We start from the raw sequence: 14,917 nt of genomic DNA, 5'->3' as shown, positions 1-14,917 counted from the left end.
CGACCAACCCCCGGCACCACCCCGCCGCGGCGGCCTGCCCGCCGCGGCCCGACAGGCACCACCCAGAATCGTGAGGACCCTTCAGTGAGGAAGCGTGACCAGTGGCTCGCCGCCCCGATCGGAGCGGGGCTGACAACAGCCCTGCTCGCGCTCGCCGGGTGCGGCACCGACGACCCGGGAGCGGCCGGCAACGGCGAGCCCGTGGTCATGGGAATGACGGACAAGGTCGTGGCCACCGACCCGGCAGCCGGTTACGACCCCGGCTCCTGGCTGTTGTTCAACAACGTCTTCCAGTCCCTGCTGAGCTTCCCCAAGGGCGGTACCACCCCCGAGCCGGAGGCCGCCAAGAGCTGCGGCTTCACCGACACCGACAGCAAGGTCTACCGCTGCACGCTCAGGGACGGCCTCCACTTCAGCAACGGTGACGCGCTGACCTCGAAGGACGTCAAGTTCTCCTTCGACCGCACCAAGCGCATCAAGGACCCGAACGGCCCCGCCGTCATGTTCTCGTCCCTCGACAAGGTCGAGACCCCGGACGCCAAGACCGTGGTCTTCCACCTCAAGGCACCCGACGCCACCTTCCCCATGAAGATCGCCTCGGGCGCCGGCTCCATCGTCGACCACGCCGCGTACCCCGCCGACCGGCTGCGCGCCGACGGCAAGGCCACCGGCTCGGGCGTCTACACGCTGAAGGACTACGGCTCCGACCAGGCCGTCTTCGCCGTCAACGGCTCGTACAAGGGCCCCGCCAAGGCGAAGAACTCCGGGATGACCGTGAAGTTCTTCCGCAGCACCGACAAGCTCAAGAAGGCCGTCGAGAGCGGTCAGGTCGACCTCGCCTACCGTGGCCTGGCCATGAAGGACATCGCCCACCTGGGCAACGCCTCGCTGAACCAGCAGCACGGCACCCAGGTCATCGAGGGCGGCAGCGCCGAGGCCATGTACCTGGTCTTCAACCTGAAGGACCCGGTGGCCAAGCAGGCCGGCGTGCGCAAGGCGATCGCGTACCTCCTGGACCGCTCGACCCTCGTCCGGGACGTCTACCAGCGCACCGCCGAACCGCTGTACTCGGTCGTCCCGGCCGGCATCACCGGGCACAACACCGCCTTCTTCGACACCTACGGCGACCGCCCGCAGCCCGACAAGGCCAAGGCCGCGCTGCGCTCCGAGGGCCTGACCGGCAAGGTGCCGCTCACTCTGTGGGCCACCCCGGACCGCTTCGGGCCGGGCACCGTGCCGGCCTTCCAGGAGATCGCCCAACAGCTCAACGCCAGCGGCCTGTTCGACGCCAAGGTGCGCTCGGTGCCCACCGAGGAGTACGAGAAGGGCGTGTCCGACGGCCGGTTCGGCGTCTACGTCAAGGGCTGGATCCCCGACTACCCGGACCCCGACAACTTCACCCAGCCGTTCTTCGGCAAGGACAGCGTGCTGTCCAACCACTACAACTCGCCGGAGATCACCGGGCGGCTGCTGCCCAAGACCGCCGACCAGCAGGACCGCGGGGCCACCAAGCCCACCTTCCGGGAGCTGCAGAACATCGTCGCCCAGGACGTGCCGATCATCCCGATCTGGCAGGGCAAGCAGTACGCGGTGGCCCGTGACGGCGTCACCGGCCTGGAATGGACCCTGGACTCCTCGACCGTCTTCCGCTTCTGGGAGATCAGCAAGGCGGCCGACGCCTGACCGGGCGCCCACAGCACGACGGCGGGGCCGGTCCGGGGGATTCCCGGGCCGGCCCCGCCGTCGTGAGGGCGTCCACAAAGGCCCCTCAGGGCCGTTCTCCGCGCGCCGCGTGCCCTACTGGGCGCCCGGGCGCACCAGCCCGCTCTCGTACGCGTACACGGCCGCCTGCACCCGGTCGCGCAGCCCCAGCTTCGTCAGCACATGGCCCACATGCGTCTTGACCGTCGTCTCGCTGACGAACAGGTCCGCGGCGATCTCCGCGTTCGACAGGCCGCGCGCCACCAGCTTCAGCACCTCCACCTCGCGCTCGGTGAGGGTGTGCAGGGTGTCCGGCACCGGCTCCTCGCCCGACGGCAGGTGACCGGCGTACTTGTCCAGCAGCCGACGGGTGATGCTCGGCGCCAACATCGCCTCGCCCGCCGCCACCACCCGGATCGCCTGCACCAGCTCATTGGCGGGCGCGTCCTTCAGCAGGAAGCCGCTGGCCCCGGCCCGCAGCGCCTCGACGACGTACTCGTCCAGATCGAACGTCGTCAGCACCAGGACCTTCGCCGGGCCGTCCTTCGCCGGACCGGTGATCTGACGGGTCGCCTCGACACCGTCCATCCGAGGCATCCGGATGTCCATCAGCACCACATCGGGTTGCAGCGCCCGCACCTGCTCCAGCGCCTGGAGACCGTCACCGGCCTCCCCGACGACGGCCAGGTCCTGCTCCGCCTCCAGAATCATCCGGAATCCCGTACGCAGCAGGGGCTGGTCGTCGACCAGCAGGACGCGGATGGCCACGAGCTCTCCTTCGTTACGCCCGTTCGATACGGCCGGACAGGCTAGATCGCCTCCATTCTGCCCTGCGGACCCCCGGCGGCGTCCGTCGGGCGCACCTGCAACGGGTATGCCGGGGGAGTGCCGCCGAATTCCGGACAGTGCGCCTGGTGGTCGCACCAGCCGCACAGCTTCGTCGGCCGCGGCCGCCAGTCGCCGGTCTCCGTCGCCAGCCGGATCGCGTCCCACAACGCCAGCAACTTCCGCTCCACGGCCCGCAGATCGGCCTCACTGGGGTCGTACGTCAGCAGGTCGCCGCTGCCCAGGTACACCAGTTGCAGCCGCCGCGGCAGCACCCCGCGCAGCCGCCACACCACCAGGGCGTAGAACTTCATCTGGAACAGCGCGCCCTCGGCGAACTGCGGCCGCGGCGCCTTGCCCGTCTTGTAGTCGACGATCCGCACCTCGCCGGTCGGCGCCACGTCCACCCGGTCGATGAACCCGCGCAGTTGCAGCCCCGACTCCAGCACCGTCTCCACATACAGCTCGCGGTCCGCCGGCTCCAGCCGCGTCGGGTCCTCCAGCGAGAACCACCGCTCCACCAGCGCCTCGGCCTCCGCCAGCCACTGCGCCAGCCGTGCGCCGTCCACGTCGTCCGCGAACAACTCGGCCAGCTCCGGCCGCTTGGCCAGCAGCCGCTCCCACTCGCCGGGCACCATGGCGCGCGCCCCGGCCGCCGTGCGCTGTGCCGCCGGAGCGTCGAAGAGCCGCTCCAGCACCGCGTGCACGACCGTGCCACGGGTCGCCGCCGGGCTCGGCTTCTCCGGCAGCCGGTCGATCACCCGGAAGCGGTACAGCAACGGGCACTGCATGAAATCGCCGGCCCGCGACGGCGACAGCGCCTCCGGCGGCCGCGCCTGCCGTCCGCCGTCCGCCTCCGCACCGGGCACCGCGGCACCGGCCACCGCGGCACCGGCCACCGTGGCACCGGCCACCGCGGCACCGGACCCGCTGCCGCACCCGTCCTCACTCGCGCGCGGGGACCCCACGTCCCCACCCTGCGTATCCGCCCCGGTCTGCTCCGTGCTCCATCCCATGCCGAAAACCCTACGGCCCGCCACTGACAGGCGCGGACGAGCCGTCCCGCGGGGGCCGCGGGAGCAGGGTGCGCCGCACCGCGCCCCGCAGCCGATCCGTCCCTGATGCTCCGCATACCATCGACGCCGGACCCCTTCGCCCTGCATGATCGAGATATCAGGCCGAGCAGGGGCGAATGCCGTATTCGATGAGGGGACGCCGCACCGTGGACGAGAGCGGGAAGCCGCAGGACCCCCAGGAGCCCGCACCGCACCGGGACACCGACGGGCCCAAGGCGCCCCCGCCGGGCAAGAAGGCCAGCGGTGGCGGCATCCTGATGGGCCGTCCCTTCGGCGTGCCCGTCTACGTGGCACCCAGCTGGTTCCTCGTGGCGGCCCTGATCACCTGGGTCTTCGGCGGCCAACTGGAGCGCGTCCTGCCCGAGCTCGGCGTCGCCCGCTACCTCGTCTCGCTCTTCTTCGCCGTCGCCTTCTACGCCTCGGTGCTGGTCCACGAACTGGCCCACACCGTCGCCGCGCTCCGCTTCAAGCTGCCCGTGCGCCGCATCCAGCTCCAGTTCTTCGGCGGCGTCTCGGAGATCGAGAAGGAGACCGAGACCCCCGGCCGGGAGTTCGTCCTGGCCTTCGTCGGCCCGCTGCTCTCCCTCGTCCTCGCCGGCGTCTTCTACGTCGGGATGCACCTCGTCGAACCCGCCACCGTCCCCGGCGTCCTGCTCGCCGGCCTGATGATCTCCAACCTCATCGTCGCGGTCTTCAACCTGCTGCCCGGCCTCCCCCTGGACGGCGGCCGGATGCTGCGCGCCGTCGTATGGAAGATCACCGGCAAGCCCATGAGCGGCACCATCGCCGCCGCCTGGATCGGCCGGGCGCTCGCCGTCACCGTCCTCATCGGCCTGCCGCTGCTCACCCACACCGGCGCCCTGGGCAACGCCCGCCCCGACATCGGCAGCAGCGACTCGCTCACCGACGCCCTGCTCGCCGCGATCCTCGCCGCCATCATCTGGACCGGCGCCGGCAACAGCCTGCGCATGGCCCGGCTGCGCGAACGCCTCCCCGACCTCACCGCGCGCACCCTGACCCGGCGCGCCGTCCCGGTCGAAACGGCCACCCCGCTCTCCGAGGCGCTGCGCCGCGCCAACGATGCCGGCGCCCGCGCCCTGGTCGTCGTCGACCCCCAGGGCACCCCCACCGCCCTGGTCCGCGAGGCCGCCATCGTCGGCGTCCCCGACCACCGTCGCCCCTGGGTCGCCGTCGGCACCCTCGCCCAGGACCTCAAGGACGGTATGCGGGTCTCCGCCGAACTCGCCGGTGAGGACCTCCTGGAGTACCTGCGGGCCACCCCCGCCACCGAGTACCTCGTCATCGAGGAGACCGGCGAGATCTACGGTGTGCTGTCCACCGCCGACGTCGAACAGGCCTTCGTCTCCGCCATGGCCCGCAAGGCCTGACCCGGGGCCCGCGGCTGCGCCCCCGCCCGCCCACTGGTCGGCGGCGCCCCGACGGGCCGGTAGGCTGGTCACATGTCCGAACCGACCGGTGCCGCCCGCCGTCGCGGGCCCTTCAAGGTCGGGGACCAGGTCCAGCTCACCGACCCCAAGGGACGCCACTACACCTTCACGCTCGAAGAGGGCAAGAGCTTCCACACCCACAAGGGAGCCTTCCCCCACGACGAGCTGATCGGTGCTCCCGAGGGCAGCGTTGTCCGTACCACCGGGAACGTCGCCTACCTCGCGCTGCGCCCGCTGCTCCCCGACTACGTCCTGTCCATGCCCCGCGGCGCCGCCGTGGTCTACCCCAAGGACGCGGGGCAGATCCTGGCGATGGCCGACATCTTCCCCGGCGCCCGCGTCGTCGAGGCCGGTGTGGGCTCCGGCTCGCTGAGCAGCTTCCTGCTGCGGGCCATCGGCGACGACGGCATGCTGCACTCCTACGAGCGCCGCGCCGACTTCGCCGAGATCGCCACGCAGAACGTCGAGCGCTACTTCGGCGGCCCGCACCCCGCATGGACGCTCACGGTCGGTGACCTCCAGGACAACCTCTCCGACACCGACGTCGACCGCGTCATCCTCGATATGCTCGCCCCGTGGGAGTGCCTGGAGGCCGTCTCCAAGGCCCTGGTGCCCGGCGGCATCCTCTGCGCCTACGTCGCCACGACCACGCAGCTGGCCCGCACCGTCGAGGCGATCCGCGAGCACGGCACCTTCAACGAGCCGTCGGCCTGGGAGACCATGGTCCGTACCTGGCACGTCGAGGGCCTCGCCGTCCGCCCCGACCACCGCATGATCGGCCACACCGGCTTCCTGCTCACCGCCCGCCGCCTCGCCGACGGCGTGGAGCCCCCGCTGCGCCGTCGCCGGCCCGCGAAGGGCGCGTACGGGGACGACTACACCGGCCCGGGCAAGGACCAGGCAGCGGCCTCCGGGCGCGACTGACGGCCCCCGTCCGGCCCCTGCGCAGCAGGTCCGGACGGGCCACCGAACCACCAGGCGCCGCCGACGAGTTCCCGCCCCGGGAGCCGCCGGCGGCGCCGTCCGCGTTCCACCCCGGGATCTGCACGTTTCCGCTCGGAAAACTCCGGCCCAGCTGGTTCCTTGGTGACCGCTCCTGTGGAACGATGCTGGGCACTCCCACCAGCACAGCACTTCACAGGAGTTACCCCGCGTGCAGCCCTTGGCAGGCCAGGACCTCTTGCACACCCAGCCGCGCCCCATGCACTGGCTCGCCACCGCCACCGCCGTCTCGGCGGTCGTGGCGGCCGCCTCCTTCGTCCAGCCCCCGGACGCCACGGCCACCACCTCCCGCGACGCCCGCGCCGGACAGCGCTCGGCGGCCGCCCCCGACCCGAGCAAGGTGAGGTTCCCCGTCGAGTGCGGCCCCAACCGTCTCGACGTGGTGCAGAAGGCCTCCGGAGACCTCGACGGTGACGGGACGACCGAGACCGTCGCCGCGGTCCGCTGCCACAGCGAGACCGGGACCCCGCCCAGCGGCGTCTACGTCCTCGCGCAGCCCTCCGACCCCAAGGCCGCCCCACGGATCGTGGCGACGCTCCTCGCGCCCGCCCAGCGGCTCACCGTCCAGGAGCTGGGCGTCGAGGGCCGGGCGGTCTCCGCGGGCGTCCTGGGCTACTCCACCCTCGACGTGCCGCGCTGCTGCCCGGACGTGCACAAGAGCGTCAAGTGGCAGTGGCAGGGCGGGAAGTTCATCGAGAGCGAGCTCCCCGTCGCGGCGAGCACCCAGGGTGTCTGACCGGTCGCGCGACGTGCCCGCAGGGGCGCTTTCGAGCGCGTTCCGCTTCCTGCGGGCTACTCAGCGTCCGGGCCGTAGACCTCGACGAGGTCGCTGACCCGGCGGACGTGGATGCAGTCCCCCGGGCACTCCTTCGCGGAGTCCCGCACGTCGTCGAGCAGCTTCAGCGGGACGGGCGTTGTGGCCCCCTTCTCCTGAAGCAGCTCGTCGTCGGTGCTCTTCACATACGCCAGGCCGTCGATGTCGAGCTCGAAGACCTCCGGCGCGTACTGGGCACAGATGCCGTCCCCGGTGCACAGATCCTGGTCGATCCAGACTTCCAGCTCTGGGGCTTCGTCCTGCGCGGTCATCTCGCCTGCCGTTCCTGCGTACGTGAACCGTATGTGTCTAAGTGGCGCCAGCCCTGACGGGTGTTGACCGACTCGACGATACAACCGCTCGCTTTCCGATGTTGTTGGGTGGGTATTCCCTTGGCGTGAGGACGTGCGCACGGGTGAAGATCGGACACACCCCGACAGTCTTTCGATCTAGGGGTTTCAACCTGCACCGGCCCAGGTAGGGTCAGGAAGCGTCCAGCTCCTTGGAGGAGGTGAGGACCGTGGCAGCCCACGACGACGACATCAACCGCGGCATCCGGCCGGGGCGAGGGTCTGAAGATCCAGCCGGCCAGGTTGCCTATCTTGAGCAGGAGATCGCCGTCCTGCGACGCAAGCTCGCCGACTCTCCGCGTCACACGAGGATTCTCGAAGAGCGGATCGTCGAGCTGCAGACCAACCTGGCCGGCGTCTCGGCGCAGAACGAGCGTCTCGCGAACACTCTCCGCGAGGCCCGCGACCAGATCGTCGCCCTCAAGGAAGAGGTCGACCGGCTCGCACAGCCGCCCGCCGGCTTCGGCGTCTTCCTGGAGGCGAACGAGGACGGCACGGTCGACATTTTCACCGGGGGCAGAAAACTCCGGGTCAATGTCAGCCCGAGCGTGGAGACCGAGGACCTCCTGCGCGGCCAAGAGGTCATGCTCAACGAGGCGCTCAACGTGGTCGAGGCCATGGAGTTCGAGCGGGCCGGCGACATCGTCACCCTCAAGGAGATCCTTGAGGACGGCGAGCGCGCCCTGGTCATCGGGCACACCGACGAGGAGCGGGTGGTGAGGCTCGCCGAGCCGCTGCTGGACACCACCATCCGCCCCGGCGATGCCCTGCTGCTCGAATCCCGCTCCGGCTACGTCTACGAAGTCATCCCGAAGAGCGAGGTCGAGGAACTCGTCCTCGAAGAGGTCCCGGACATCGACTACACCAAGATCGGCGGTCTGGGCAGCCAGATCGAGCTGATCCGGGACGCAGTCGAGCTCCCGTACCTCTACCCCGACCTCTTCAAGGAGCACGAACTCCGCCCGCCCAAGGGTGTCTTGCTCTACGGCCCGCCCGGCTGCGGCAAGACGCTCATCGCCAAGGCGGTCGCCAACTCCCTTGCCAAGAAGGTCGCCGAGGTGACCGGGCAGCCCGCGGGGAAGAGCTTCTTCCTCAACATCAAGGGTCCCGAGCTGCTCAACAAGTACGTCGGCGAGACGGAACGGCACATCCGGCTGGTCTTCCAGCGCGCCAGGGAGAAGGCCAGCGAGGGCACCCCCGTCATCGTCTTCTTCGACGAGATGGACTCCCTCTTCCGCACCCGGGGATCCGGCGTCAGCTCGGACGTGGAGAACACCATCGTCCCCCAGCTGCTCTCCGAGATCGACGGCGTCGAAGGCCTCGAGAACGTGATCGTCATCGGCGCCTCCAACCGCGAGGACATGATCGACCCGGCGATCCTGCGCCCCGGCCGCCTCGACGTGAAGATCAAGATCGAGCGTCCGGACGCGGAGGCCGCCAAGGACATCTTCTCGAAGTACCTCACGGAGAAGCTCCCGCTGCACTCCGACGACCTCGCCGAGCACGGCAACTCGCGCAAGGCCGCAGTCAGCGGAATGATTCAGTCCGTCGTCGAGCAGATGTACGCGGAATCCGAGGAGAATCGCTTCCTGGAGGTCACCTACGCCAATGGTGACAAGGAAGTCCTCTACTTCAAGGACTTCAACTCCGGTGCGATGATCGAAAATATCGTAGGACGCGCAAAGAAGATGGCCATCAAGGCCTTCCTCGAACACAACCAGAAGGGCCTTCGGGTCTCCCACCTCCTCCAGGCGTGCGTGGACGAGTTCAAGGAGAACGAGGACCTGCCCAACACCACCAACCCGGACGACTGGGCCCGGATCTCCGGAAAGAAGGGCGAGCGGATCGTCTACATCCGCACCCTGGTCACCGGAAAACAGGGCGCAGACACCGGCCGCTCCATCGACACCGTGGCGAATACCGGCCAATACCTGTAACACCGCTCTCCGGCTGCGGATGTCCTGCACGGGGCGTCCGCAGCCGGACGCTTTTCCGGAAGCACCGAAAAAGCGCTCGTTATGGGCGAGGGACCAGGGAAAACCGGACTGGAGCAATGACTGTAATGATCTCCCCAGGGTCACGAAGGCGTTCTAGGCTCTTCGGTACCGCTGCGTCACGCAGTGCGGGCGCGGGGCACGCACCCGGAACGCAGGCACCGCGGTATGTGAGCGCCGACCCCATCAGGGGGCGCCGCCGGGCAAGGAGGGCCGCATGACCGTACGGCGAGTAATGGGCATCGAGACGGAGTACGGGATCTCCGTCCCCGGCCACCCGAACGCCAATGCCATGCTCACCTCATCCCAGGTCGTCAACGCCTACGCGGCCGCGATGCACCGGGCACGCCGTGCCCGCTGGGACTTCGAGGAGGAGAACCCGCTGCGGGACGCCCGCGGCTTCGACCTCGCACGTGAGAACGCGGACGCCAGCCAGCTCACCGACGAGGACATCGGTCTGGCCAACGTGATCCTCACCAACGGCGCCCGGCTCTACGTCGACCACGCGCACCCCGAGTACAGCGCCCCCGAGGTCACCAACCCGCGCGACGCCGTCCTCTGGGACAAGGCCGGCGAGCGGATCATGGCCGAGGCCGCCGAGCGGGCCGCCCAGGTCCCCGGCGCCCAGCCCATCCACCTCTACAAGAACAACACCGACAACAAGGGCGCCTCCTACGGCACGCACGAGAACTACCTGATGAAGCGGGAGACCCCGTTCTCGGACATCGTGCGGCACCTGACCCCGTTCTTCGTCTCCCGGCAGGTCGTCACCGGCGCCGGCCGGGTCGGCATCGGCCAGGACGGCCACGAGCACGGCTTCCAGCTCACCCAGCGCGCCGACTACTTCGAGGTGGAGGTCGGCCTGGAGACGACCCTCAAACGGCCCATCATCAACACCCGCGACGAACCGCACGCGGACGCGGAGAAGTACCGCCGGCTCCACGTGATCATCGGCGACGCCAACCTCTCCGAGATCTCCACCTACCTCAAGCTCGGTACCACCGCGCTCGTCCTGTCCATGATCGAGGACGGCTTCATCGCCGTCGACCTCGCCGTCGACCAGCCCGTCCGCACCCTGCACCAGGTGTCGCACGACCCCACCCTGCAACACCTGATCACGCTCCGCAGCGGCCGTACCCTCACCGCCGTACAGCTCCAGATGGAGTACTTCGAGCTGGCCCGCAAGTACGTCGAGGACCGCTACGGAGCGGATGCGGACGACCAGACCAAGGACGTCCTCACCAGGTGGGAGGACGTGCTCGGCCGGCTGGAGAACGACCCGATGAGCCTGTCCGGCGAGCTGGACTGGGTCGCCAAGCGCGAGCTGATGGAGGGCTACCGCCGCCGCGACGGTCTGGACTGGGACGCCGCCCGGCTGCACCTCATCGACCTCCAGTACGCCGACGTACGTCCCGAGAAGGGCCTGTACAACCGTCTGGCGGCCCGCGGCAGGATGAAGCGCCTCCTGGACGAGCCCGAGGTCCAGCGGGCCCAGCAGCGGCCTCCAGAGGACACCAGGGCGTACTTCCGCGGTCGCTGCCTGGAGCAGTACGCGGACGATGTCGCGGCCGCCTCATGGGATTCGGTCATCTTCGACCTGCCCGGCCGGGACTCCCTGCAACGCGTCCCGACCCTGGAGCCGCTGCGCGGGACCCGGAAGCACGTCAAGGAGCTGCTGGACCGCTGCCGGACCGCAGAAGAGCTGGTGAGAACGTTGTCCGGCCGCTGAACCACGACAGGTGCACGACAGAATTCGCGGCGATCCATCGCTGATCCACGGCTGAAATCGCCGCGGTGCGGGAATCATCGAGGTGACTCCCGGGCGTTGCAGCAAGTGCAGGGCCGATGTCGGACCCTGCTTGTAGGGTCGGATCTTGAAAGTCACATCGAGCGGGGCGAACCGAGCGGGGTGAGGGTATGGCGACCAAGGACAGCGGCGGCGGACAGGCGAAGGCCACGCGTTCCACCGAGGAGGTCGAGGAGCAGGCGCAGGACGCGCAGGTCTCCGAGGACCTCAAGGAACGCCAGGAGAAGTTGTCGGACGACGTGGACTCTGTGCTCGACGAAATCGATGATGTGCTCGAAGAGAACGCGGAGGATTTCGTGCGCTCATTTGTGCAAAAAGGCGGGCAATAGCAGACATGCCGGACTCGCTCGGTAAGTGGTGCACCGGGTGCAAGCAGCAGCTACCGCTCACCTCGTTCGCCGCAGACAAGAACCGGCGTGATGGTCTCCAAGTGCGTTGCCGGGGGTGCGTGGCACAGTACAGTGCCGCGCGCTACCGGCGCCGCCAGGCGGCTTTGGGCAAGACGGTCCGTGAAAGGGCGGACGCCCCAGCTGGGTACAAACAGTGTCGTAGGTGCGGAGACGTCAAGCCGCATAGCGAGTGGCACCGCAACGCAACCGCTTCGGATGGACTGTCGACGCGCTGCAAGGCGTGCCGGGCCGTCGAGAGCCGGGCGGGCCACCTCAAGCGCGCGTACGGCTTGACCGAGGCCGAGCGCGAGGAACCGCTCAGCAAGCAGTACGGACTCTGCCCGATCTGCCTCAAGGTGCCCCCGGAGCATGTGGATCACGATCACAAGACGGGTAAGGTCCGAGGCGTACTGTGCTTCAACTGCAACACCGCACTCGGCCACTTGAAAGACGGCCGTGATGCGTTGCGCAGAGCCATCGAATATCTGGAAGGAAAAGTGTGGAAGCCAATACTCGAAGCACCGGGCGTCTACCTGCCGCCTTCCTGACGCCCGGATCCTCCTCGTTCATGGACTTTCTCGGCGCGCACGCGCCCGGTCTGCTGCCGGGCAACCGTCCGTTGCCGCCAGTGCAGGGTGCCATCGAGGCGCCGCATGGCACGACGATCGTGGCCGCGACGTTCCCCGGCGGCGTGGTGCTCGCCGGTGACCGGCGGGCGACGATGGGCAACGTCATCGCGCAGCGCGACATCGAGAAGGTCTTCCCGGCCGACGAGTACAGCGCGGTCGGCATTGCCGGCACCGCCGGTCTCGCCGTCGAGATGGTCAAGCTCTTCCAGCTGGAGCTGGAGCACTTCGAGAAGGTCGAGGGCGCCCAACTCTCCTTGGAGGGCAAGGCGAACCGCCTGTCGACGATGATCCGCAGCAACCTCGGGATGGCCATGCAGGGCCTGGCCGTGGTGCCGCTGTTCGCCGGCTACGACCTCGACCGCGAGAAGGGCCGGATCTTCTCGTACGACGTGACCGGCGGGCGCTCGGAGGAGCACGGCTTCACGGCGACGGGCTCCGGCTCGGTGTTCGCGCGCAGCGCGCTGAAGAAGCTCTTCCAGGAGGACTTCACGGAGCACCAGGCCGCCACGGCCGTGGTCCAGGCGCTGTACGACGCGGCTGACGACGACTCGGCGACCGGTGGGCCGGACCTGGCGCGGCGGATCTACCCGATCGTCACGGTGATCACCGAAGAGGGCTTCAAGAGGCTCTCCGACGACGAGGTTTCGGAGATTGCCAGGGCCATCCATGAGCGCCGCCTCGACCAGCCGGACGGCCCGCGGGCCGCGCTGCTCTGACGGGACGGACGTTCCGCAATGCCGCCAGTGAGAGAGCTTTTGACAGGAAGGGACGGATAGCCGGTGTCGACGCCGTTCTATGTCTCACCCCAGCAGGCCATGGCCGATCGCGCCGAGTACGCCCGCAAGGGCATCGCGCGTGGCCGCAGCGTCGTGGTGCTCCAGTACACCGACGGCGTGGTCTTCGTCGCCGAGAATCCCTCCCGTGCCCTGCACAAGGTCAGCGAGATCTATGACCGGATCGCCTTCGCCGCGGTCGGTAAGTACAACGAGTTCGAGAACCTGCGGATCGGTGGTGTGCGCTACGCGGATCTGCGGGGGTACACCTACGACCGCGAGGACGTGACCGCGCGCGGCCTGGCGAACGTCTACGCCCAGACGCTCGGCACGATCTTCTCCAGTGCCGCCGAGAAGCCGTACGAGGTCGAGCTGATCGTCGCCGAGGTCGGCAGTGCGCCGGAGGAGGACCAGATCTACCGGCTGCCGCACGACGGCTCGATCGTCGACGAGCACGGTTCGGTGGCGGTGGGCGGCAATGCGGACCAGATCAGCAGCTATCTCGATCAGCGTCACCGGGACGGGATGACGTTGTCGGAGGCGCTGAAGCTGGCCGTGGAGTCGCTGTCGCGGGACACCAACGGCGGTGAGCGCAGGCTGACCGCCGAGCAGCTGGAGGTGGCGACGCTGGACCGTACGCGGCCGCAGCAGCGCAAGTTCAAGCGGATCCTGGGCCGTCAGCTGTCCCGTCTGCTGGAGGAGGGCGAAGGGGCGGGAGCCGAGCAGCCGGCGGCGGGTGAGGACGCGGGTGCCGCCGACGAGGCCGGTGCCAAGGCCGTCAAGGGCAGCAAGGGAGCCAAGGGCGCCAAGGATGCCGAGGAGTCCGGCGACACGGGCGCCAAGGGCTCGGAGGGCAAGGGCGGCACCGCTGCGGACGGTCCCGAAGGGGAGCCGCTGCTCTGATCGACCGTTGCCGGGCCGGCTGCCCGGTGTGCGCGCCCCGGTGGTCACCGACCGCCGGGGCGCGCGGCGTTGTCGGGGGTGGCCGGCGGCGGCGCGGTGGAGCCGCGGGTGACCAACTGCACCGGGAGGGTGGGGGGCTGGGCGGGGCGACCGTCGAGGGCCGCCATCAGGGCCCGCATGCCCGCTTCGCCGAACTCCTCGGCGGGCAGCCGTACGGTCGTCAGTTCGGGTTCGACGGCGACCGCGAGGGCGAGGTCGTCGAAGCCGGTGACGGAGATGTCGTCGGGGACGCGCAGGCCGAGGCGGCGGACGGCCTTGCAGGCGCCGGCGGCGATGATGTCGTCGTCGCAGAGCAGGGCGGTGGGGCGGGGGCCGGGGCCGGTGAGGGCGGCGTGTGCGGCCCGTAGTCCGGCGTCGACGCCGAGGGCGGTGGGCTGCCGGTGCAGCCGGGTGCCGGGGACCTGGGCGAGGGATGCGGCGACGGCGCGGGAGCGGACGTCGAAGGTCCAGGACCGCACGTCGGCCGCGAGGTGGGTGATACGGCGGTGGCCGAGGGCGGTCAGATGGTGGGTCAACTGCCGTGCGCCGTCGGCGATGTCGAGGTTGACGGTGGCGGTGGCGCGCTCGTCGTCGGGGTCGCTGTCGAGCATGACGAGGGGGAGGTCCGCCGCGCGCAGCGCGGTGAGGGCCTCGGCGGCCATCGAGGAGGCGAGCACGCCGTCGAGGGTCGCCGCGGCGGAGTCGAAGGGGTCGCGGGCGGGGCCGATGCCCTGGGGGGAGGGGTAGAGGACGACGCCGAAGCCGTGGTCGGCGGCGACCCGGGCCGCGCCGGTGTAGACGCGTGCGAAGAACTCGGTGGTCAGGGCCGGGACGACGAGCAGCACGGTGCGGGTGTGGCCCATGCGGAGGCTGCGGGCGGCGAGGTTGGGGCGGTAGCCGAGATCACGGGCGGCGGCGCGCACGGTGTCGGCCGTGCCGGGGGAGACCCGGCCGCGCCATTTGTCGCCGAGGACGAGGGAGACGGTGGCCTGCGAGACGCCGGCGGCGCGGGCCACGTCCCGGCTGGTGGCGCGGGTGGCGGCCGGACGGTGGGTGGACGGGGTGTCCTGGTCGTGGGTCACCGGGGGTGCGCTCCTCGCGTTCGGCCGCTGCGGGGTGGACCGTGGGGTGCCGCCATGATACGTATAACGGCGAGGTTATACGTAA

14 protein-coding genes are annotated in these 14,917 nt (G+C 69.8%); 10 read left to right on the top strand and 4 right to left on the bottom strand.

Annotation, left to right across the window (positions count from 1 at the left end):
- The first annotated feature begins 84 nt into the window (after positions 1-84).
- On the top strand, positions 85-1,683 hold the full coding sequence (locus AB0C96_RS28455) for an ABC transporter substrate-binding protein (protein ID WP_362921123.1): 1,599 nt from the start codon (positions 85-87) through the stop codon (positions 1,681-1,683).
- Between the two features lie 114 nt (positions 1,684-1,797).
- Here the strand turns inward: AB0C96_RS28455 and AB0C96_RS28450 are convergent, their stop codons facing one another.
- Positions 1,798-2,469, bottom strand: coding sequence for a response regulator transcription factor (locus tag AB0C96_RS28450; protein ID WP_018087782.1), 672 nt, complete (start codon positions 2,467-2,469; stop codon positions 1,798-1,800).
- A gap of 41 nt (positions 2,470-2,510) precedes the next feature.
- Positions 2,511-3,542: a RecB family exonuclease gene (locus AB0C96_RS28445; RefSeq protein ID WP_362921121.1), complete on the bottom strand. Its 1,032-nt coding sequence runs from the start codon at positions 3,540-3,542 to the stop codon at positions 2,511-2,513.
- Between the two features lie 206 nt (positions 3,543-3,748).
- Here AB0C96_RS28445 and AB0C96_RS28440 point away from each other — a divergent pair, with 206 nt between their 5' ends.
- From AB0C96_RS28440 to AB0C96_RS28430, 3 genes are all read left to right on the top strand, one after another.
- A complete protein-coding gene (locus AB0C96_RS28440; RefSeq protein WP_362921119.1) occupies positions 3,749-4,990 on the top strand; it encodes a site-2 protease family protein in 1,242 nt (413 codons plus the stop codon).
- Between the two features lie 72 nt (positions 4,991-5,062).
- A complete protein-coding gene (locus AB0C96_RS28435; RefSeq protein ID WP_362921117.1) occupies positions 5,063-5,974 on the top strand; it encodes a tRNA (adenine-N1)-methyltransferase in 912 nt (303 codons plus the stop codon).
- Between the two features lie 229 nt (positions 5,975-6,203).
- Complete coding sequence (locus AB0C96_RS28430) at positions 6,204-6,788, top strand: hypothetical protein (protein ID WP_362921116.1); 585 nt, start codon at positions 6,204-6,206, stop codon at positions 6,786-6,788.
- Positions 6,789-6,844: 56 nt separating this feature from the next.
- Here AB0C96_RS28430 and AB0C96_RS28425 read toward each other — a convergent pair whose 3' ends face one another.
- Positions 6,845-7,138: a ferredoxin gene (locus AB0C96_RS28425; RefSeq protein ID WP_362921114.1), complete on the bottom strand. Its 294-nt coding sequence runs from the start codon at positions 7,136-7,138 to the stop codon at positions 6,845-6,847.
- Positions 7,139-7,386: 248 nt separating this feature from the next.
- Between AB0C96_RS28425 and arc the strand changes: the two genes are divergently transcribed.
- The 6 genes from arc to prcA all read left to right on the top strand — a co-directional run bounded on the left by arc (position 7,387) and on the right by prcA (position 13,711).
- A complete protein-coding gene (gene arc / locus AB0C96_RS28420) occupies positions 7,387-9,153 on the top strand; it encodes a proteasome ATPase (protein ID WP_362921112.1) in 1,767 nt (588 codons plus the stop codon).
- A gap of 274 nt (positions 9,154-9,427) precedes the next feature.
- Entirely contained in the window at positions 9,428-10,939 is a 1,512-nt protein-coding gene (gene dop, locus AB0C96_RS28415; RefSeq protein WP_362921111.1) for a depupylase/deamidase Dop, read from the top strand.
- 188 nt (positions 10,940-11,127) lie between these two features.
- Positions 11,128-11,346, top strand: coding sequence for a ubiquitin-like protein Pup (locus AB0C96_RS28410; protein ID WP_362921110.1), 219 nt, complete (start codon positions 11,128-11,130; stop codon positions 11,344-11,346).
- A gap of 5 nt (positions 11,347-11,351) precedes the next feature.
- Positions 11,352-11,954, top strand: coding sequence for an endonuclease VII domain-containing protein (locus AB0C96_RS28405; protein WP_362921108.1), 603 nt, complete (start codon positions 11,352-11,354; stop codon positions 11,952-11,954).
- Positions 11,906-12,751 (top strand): proteasome subunit beta, encoded by an 846-nt coding sequence (prcB, locus tag AB0C96_RS28400; RefSeq protein ID WP_362921107.1) that lies wholly within the window; start codon positions 11,906-11,908, stop codon positions 12,749-12,751. The genes AB0C96_RS28405 and prcB overlap by 49 nt, the downstream gene beginning before the upstream one ends.
- Positions 12,752-12,814: 63 nt before the next feature.
- On the top strand, positions 12,815-13,711 hold the full coding sequence (gene prcA, locus AB0C96_RS28395) for a proteasome subunit alpha (protein ID WP_362921106.1): 897 nt from the start codon (positions 12,815-12,817) through the stop codon (positions 13,709-13,711).
- Between the two features lie 44 nt (positions 13,712-13,755).
- Here the strand turns inward: prcA and AB0C96_RS28390 are convergent, their stop codons facing one another.
- On the bottom strand, positions 13,756-14,832 hold the full coding sequence (locus tag AB0C96_RS28390; RefSeq protein ID WP_362921104.1) for a LacI family DNA-binding transcriptional regulator: 1,077 nt from the start codon (positions 14,830-14,832) through the stop codon (positions 13,756-13,758).
- Positions 14,833-14,917: the final 85 nt, after the last annotated feature.

The organism is Streptomyces sp. NPDC048506, assembly GCF_040651315.1.
GTDB lineage: Bacteria > Actinomycetota > Actinomycetes > Streptomycetales > Streptomycetaceae > Streptomyces.
This window is presented reverse-complemented; position numbering and strand designations above follow the sequence as displayed.